General features: G+C 71.7%; 4 protein-coding genes. 1 reads left to right on the top strand and 3 read right to left on the bottom strand.

The window, feature by feature from the left end; translation table 11 throughout:
- Positions 1 to 451 precede the first annotated feature (451 nt).
- On the bottom strand, positions 452 to 1684 hold the full coding sequence (locus J1C73_RS19385) for a L,D-transpeptidase (protein WP_207317519.1): 1233 nt from the start codon (positions 1682 to 1684) through the stop codon (positions 452 to 454).
- A 154-nt stretch (positions 1685 to 1838) separates the two neighbouring features.
- Between J1C73_RS19385 and glgX the strand changes: the two genes are divergently transcribed.
- A complete protein-coding gene (gene glgX, locus J1C73_RS19380; RefSeq protein WP_207317518.1) occupies positions 1839 to 4115 on the top strand; it encodes a glycogen debranching protein GlgX in 2277 nt (758 codons plus the stop codon).
- Positions 4116 to 4127: 12 nt separating this feature from the next.
- Here glgX and J1C73_RS19375 read toward each other — a convergent pair whose 3' ends face one another.
- Positions 4128 to 4778, bottom strand: coding sequence for a response regulator (locus J1C73_RS19375; RefSeq protein WP_123461744.1), 651 nt, complete (start codon positions 4776 to 4778; stop codon positions 4128 to 4130).
- A 36-nt stretch (positions 4779 to 4814) separates the two neighbouring features.
- On the bottom strand, positions 4815 to 5748 hold a 934-nt coding region (locus J1C73_RS19370; RefSeq protein WP_207317517.1), incomplete at its 5' end, for a sensor histidine kinase.

The raw sequence follows: 5748 nt of genomic DNA, 5'->3' as shown, positions 1-5748 counted from the left end.
GTCCTCCCCGCCGCATGCCGTCACCAGCAGCAACAGCGCGCCCAGCACCAGAGCCAGCAGTCCGGTGGCCCCACGTCCACGCCGCCCGCTGTTCGCCCCGGCCGGTATCCCCGATATCGGCTGCCCGTTCAATGTGGTCGTCTCCCCTCGCACGGCCTGGCCCCGCCAAGGCCCTGGGAGCTCACAGGCTCCCGCCCCCGCGCGCTGCATATGCGCGCTCAGCGAAAGATAATCACACCGACTGCGGGCAGATCTCCCCTGGAGTGTCACCGTTCCGTCCCAACTCGTTCAGGACTTCGCCTGGTCGCGGGCGGTACCGGCGCGGGGGGGGGCTGTACCGGCGGGGGGCAAACGCGACGGACGGCGCGACCGCACCGGCCGCACCGTCCCTACGACTGCGGGAGAGACGGCTCCGGGAGAGCCGGGGTGTCCATGCGGGGGCCGAGGCGTGTCAGCGCACGGCGGAACCCGCCTTCCACTGGTTCCAGTTCAGATTCCAGCCGCCCAGCCCGTTGTCCGGGGCCACCATCTTGTCCTTGGAGTTGACGACCTCGACGACATCCCCGATGAGCGTCCGGTCGAAGAACCAGCCGGCCGGGGCGGACCCGCTGCCGCCCTGCTCGTCGCGGAGCCCGATGCAGCCGTGGCTGACGTTGGTCGAGCCGAAGACGTCGTCGTCGGACCAGTAGTTGCCGTGCAGGAAGGTGCCGGACTCGGTGAGCCGGATGGCGTGCGGGACGTCCTTGATGTCGTACTCGCCACCGAAGCCGACGGTCCGCCCGTCCATCCGGGTCACCTCGTGCATCTCGCTGACCACCATCTTGCCGTTGTACGTGGTCGTCGTCGGCGAACCCGCCGTGATCGGGACCGTGGAGACGAGCCGCCCGTCGCGGCGCACCTCCATGGTGTGCGCGGCCGAGTCCACCCGGGACGTCTGCTCCCGGCCCACCGTGAACCTGATGGTCTTGTGCTGGGTGCCGTACACCTGCGGCGCCCCCTCCACATCGCGCAGCCCCACCTCGACGGTGACCTTCGTGCCGGGCTCCCAGTAGGCGGCCGGGCGGAAGTCCAGCCGGTCCGCGCCGAACCAGTGCCCGGCCACCTCGACCGGCGGATCACTGCTCACCCGGATGGCCCGCTGCACCGCCGCGCGGTGGGTGATCGGACGGTTGAACTCGAAGGAGACGATCATGCCGGTACCGACCGTGGACCGGTTCTCCGGCTTGAAGTGGCCGTTGAAGCGGTGTTCGGGCACCACCGTGGTGAAGGTGGTGTGGCGGGCCGAGCGGTGCCCCGCGCCGTCCAGGGCCACCGCGTCGACGCTGTACTTGGCGGCGAGCCCGAGCCGGCCCGCCGCTCCCTGCGGAGTCCAGGAGAGGCCGTCCTTCGCGATCAGGCCCCTCACCTCCTGCCTCTGCGCGTCCTCGATCCGGGTCACCTTGACACTCTCCAGCCGCCCGTCCGGGACCTTCACCTCGACCTTGCTGTCCGGTCCTACGTCCTCGGCCCTGTCCTGCGGGGTGATCCGGATCGCCTCCTGCGGCGACCGGGCCTTCCCGCCGATGACCGAGCCCCCGCCCGAGCAGCCGGTCAGAACAGCCAGTACGGCCAGTACGGCGAGCAGTCCCGACCGTGTCAGCACGGTGACCGGGCTCGCGTCTGCCTTCTTCGCTACGTGGTTCACGTCCCCCCAACGACCGGGGCCCGTCGGGGGAAACGTGAGTGCGGGTCCACTCGTGGGCAGAACAGAGGGGACGACCACACTCGGGGAGCCGCGGCCGGGACGCCGCGTGCTCCCTTTCGGTGCCGGTCCCCCACGAGCCGCGGGAGGCGAGCAGGTGTCGAGCGCAGCCGAGCAGGAGGCAGTGCCGAAGACGTTTCCGGGACCGGCCGGACAACCGGTGGAACGGCCGGCCACCGCTCCGGCCCACCCCGTACCGATGCCCGCCGTCGGGCACGGGCAGCGGCCGCCCACCGTGTGGCCCGGTACGCCGATGCCGCTCGGAGCCCGCTTCCGGGTGGGGCCCGACGGGATGGCGGGCACCAACTTCGCCCTCTGGGCGGGCGGTGCGGAGGCCGTGGAGCTCTGTCTCTTCGAGGAGGACGGCACCGAGACCCGGCTGCCGCTGACCGAGCTGACCCACGAGATCTGGCACGGCTTCGTGCCCGGCGTACGGGCCGGGCAGCGCTACGGCTACCGGGTGCACGGCCGCTGGGACCCTTGGACGGGCGCCCGCTGGAACGCGGCGAAGCTGCTCCTCGATCCGTACGCACGTGCGGTGGACGGTTCCTTCACCCTTCCGGCCGAGGTGTACGGCCATGTGAGGGACTGGCCCCAGCAGCAGGTCGCCGACACCGTGCGCGACGAACGGGACTCCGCCCCGTACGTCCCCAAGGGGGTGGTCGTCCACGATGACGACGACTGGGCCGAGGACCGGCGGCCCAAGACCCCCTGGGCCGACACCGTCATCTACGAACTGCACGTGCGCGGCTTCACCAAGCTCCACCCGGGCATCCCCGAGGAGCTGCGGGGCACCTACGCCGGACTCGCGCACCCCGCGGCCATCGGCCATCTGAAGCGCCTCGGGGTGACGGCCGTGGAGCTGCTGCCGGTGCATCAGTTCGCCCACGAGGACCATCTGCTCCGACGCGGGCTGCACAACTACTGGGGCTACAACTCGATCGGCTACTTCGCCCCGCACGCCGGCTACTGCGCGAGCGGCACCACGGGCCAACAGGTCGGCGAGTTCAAGCGGATGGTCCACGCCCTGCACGACGCCGGGATCGAGGTGATCCTCGACGTGGTCTACAACCACACGGCGGAGGCGGGCGAGCTCGGCCCGATGCTGTCGCTGCGCGGCATCGACAACCGCGGCTACTACCGGCTCCAGTCCGACGCCCGCAGATACGCGGACTACACCGGGTGCGGCAACACCCTGCACGTGGTGCAGCCGAACGTCCTGCGGCTGATCACCGACTCCCTGCGGTACTGGGTCACCGAGATGGGCGTCGACGGCTTCCGCTTCGACCTGGCGGCGGCGCTCGCCCGCTCGATGCACGACGTCGACATGCTCTCCCCGTTCCTCGCGGTGATCGCCCAGGACCCGGTGCTGCGCCGGGTGAAACTGATCGCGGAGCCGTGGGACGTCGGCAACGGCGGCTACCAGGTCGGTGCCTTCCCGCCGCTGTGGACCGAGTGGAACGACCGCTACCGGGACGCCGTACGGGACTTCTGGCGCGGCGCGCTGCCCGACGTACGCGACCTCGGCTACCGGCTGACCGGATCGAGCGATCTGTACGCGTGGGGCGGCCGCCGCCCGTACGCCTCGGTCAACTTCATCACCGCGCACGACGGCTTCACCCTGCGCGACCTGGTGAGCTACGAACAGAAGCACAACGAGGCCAACGGCGAGGGCAACCGCGACGGCACCTCGGACAACCGGTCCTGGAACTGCGGCGCCGAGGGCGAGAGTGACGACGCCCAGGTCAACGCGCTGCGCCGCCGTCAGCTGCGCAACCTGCTCACCACCCTGCTGCTGTCGACCGGGGTGCCGATGCTGGTCGCGGGCGACGAGATGGGCCGCACCCAGGGCGGCAACAACAACGCGTACTGCCAGGACAACGAGGTCGGCTGGCTGGACTGGTCGCTGCTGGAGCAGCCGCAGTGGCGGGAGCTGACCGAGCTGACGGCCCGGGTACTGACGCTGCGCCACACCCATCCGGTGCTGCGCCGACGGGCGTTCTTCTCCGGCCGGGCGCAGGCCCCGGACGGACTGCGGGACCTGGCGTGGTTCACCCGGCAGGGGGCCGAGATGACGGAGGAGGACTGGTACGCACCGGCCGCGACGGTCGGGCTCTATCTCTCCGGACGCGATATCCCGGGCCGGGACGCCCGGGGCGAGCCGGTGACCGACGACAGCTTCCTGGCCGTGCTGCACGCCGGTGACCGCCCGGCGGACTTCCGGCTGCCGGGGCCGCCGTGGGCACAGTCGTACGAGCTGGTCCTGGACACCGCACGGGAGGACCAGTCCACCGCGCCGGGCACGGTCCACCGGGGCGACACCGGCCTCACCGTGCCCGCGAGATCGGTGCTGCTGCTGCGGGTACGGGAGTGAGCCGACGGCCTCTCAGCCCAGGATGCCGCGGTCGTAGGCCACGGCGACGGCGGCCGCGCGGTCCTTGGCACCCAGCTTGGCGAAGACATGGGTGAGATGGGTCTTCACCGTGGCCTCGCTGATGAACAGCACGGCGGCGATCTCCCGGTTCGACGTCCCCTTGGCGACGAGTTCGAGCACTTCGCGCTCCCGCGCGGAGAGCGTCTCGCTGCCGGACGGGACGGGTGCGCGCACCCGCGAGATGAGCCGGGAGGCGATGGCGGGCGACAGGACGGTACGGCCGTCGGCGGCGGCGCGCACCGCGGTGAACAGTTCCTCGCGCGGCGCGTCCTTGAGCAGGTACCCGGTCGCACCGGCCTCGATCGCGGGCAGGGTGTCTGAGTCGGTGTCGTACGTGGTGAGGACCAGGACCCTGGAGCGGGCGCCGAGCCGGGTCAGCTCCGTGATCGCCGCCACTCCGCCGCCACCGGGCATCCGGAGGTCCATCAGGACGACGTCGGGATCGAGCCGGACGGCCATCTCGACGCCCTCGACACCGTCCGCCGCCTCGCCGAGCACCCGGAACTCCGCCGCCGAGTCGAACATGCCCCGCAGCCCGTTCCGTACGACGGGGTGGTCGTCGACGACGATGAGCGTGATGACGCGTGCGGGTTCCTCAGCCATAGCGGCCCACCGTACTGTGCCCGCGGCGGTGCCGTCTCAGTCGTCGCGGACCAGCGGGACCCGGGCGCAGACCGCGGTGCCGAGGCCGGGTCCGGTCTCCACCTCGACCGTGCCCGCGATGCGTTCGGCGCGCGCCCGCATACCGCCGAGCCCGAATCCGCCGGCGCCCCGGTACGACGGCAGCGCGGCCGGGTCGAAGCCGCGGCCGTCGTCCCGCACGTCGAGGGTGATCTCGTCGCCCATGTAGGACAGCGTGACGCCGGCCCGGGACGCGGCGGCATGGCGGCCGGCGTTGGCGAGTGCCTCCTCGGCGATCCGGAGCAGGGTGGCGCCGACCTCGTCGTGCAGCGGCTCGGCCGTGCCGGTGACGGTGAACTCGGCCCGGACGCCGGTCCGTTGCGACCAGATGGTGACGGTCTTCTTGAGGGCGCCGGGAAGGTCGTCGTGCTCCAGGGCGGCCGGCAGCAGGTTGTGCACCGAGCGGCGTGCCTCGCCCAGGCTGTGCCGGGCGAGGGCGGTGGCCCGCACGAGGTGCTCCCCGGCCAGCTCCGGATCGGTGACGGCCGCGGATGTGACGGCCTGGAGCTGGGCGATGATGCCGGTCAGCCCCTGGGCGATGGTGTCGTGGATCTCGGCGGCCATCCGCCGCCGCTCGTCGGCCACCCCGGCCTCGCGGGCCTGGAGCAGGAGTTGGGCGTGCAGTCCGGCGTTCTCCGCCATGGCCTGTTCGAGGCGCGCGTTGGCGGTTTCCAGCTCGGTGATGGTGTCGGACTGGGTACGGGCCTGCTCGGCCTCCCGGGTGCCGATCTGCGCGAAGACCATGGTGAGGGTCCCGTGCAGGGCGAAGAGGATGACGAAGGCGATCCAGTTCATGAGGCTGACGGGCGGCAGGCCACTGCCGGACTGCGAGCCCGCCATGATGACGGCGGTGGCCAGCAGCCCTGCCCGGGCGGCCCGTTGAGGAAGCAGC

This window comes from Streptomyces laculatispora (assembly GCF_017353455.1).
Classification (GTDB): Bacteria; Actinomycetota; Actinomycetes; order Streptomycetales; family Streptomycetaceae; genus Streptomyces; species Streptomyces laculatispora.
This window is presented reverse-complemented; position numbering and strand designations above follow the sequence as displayed.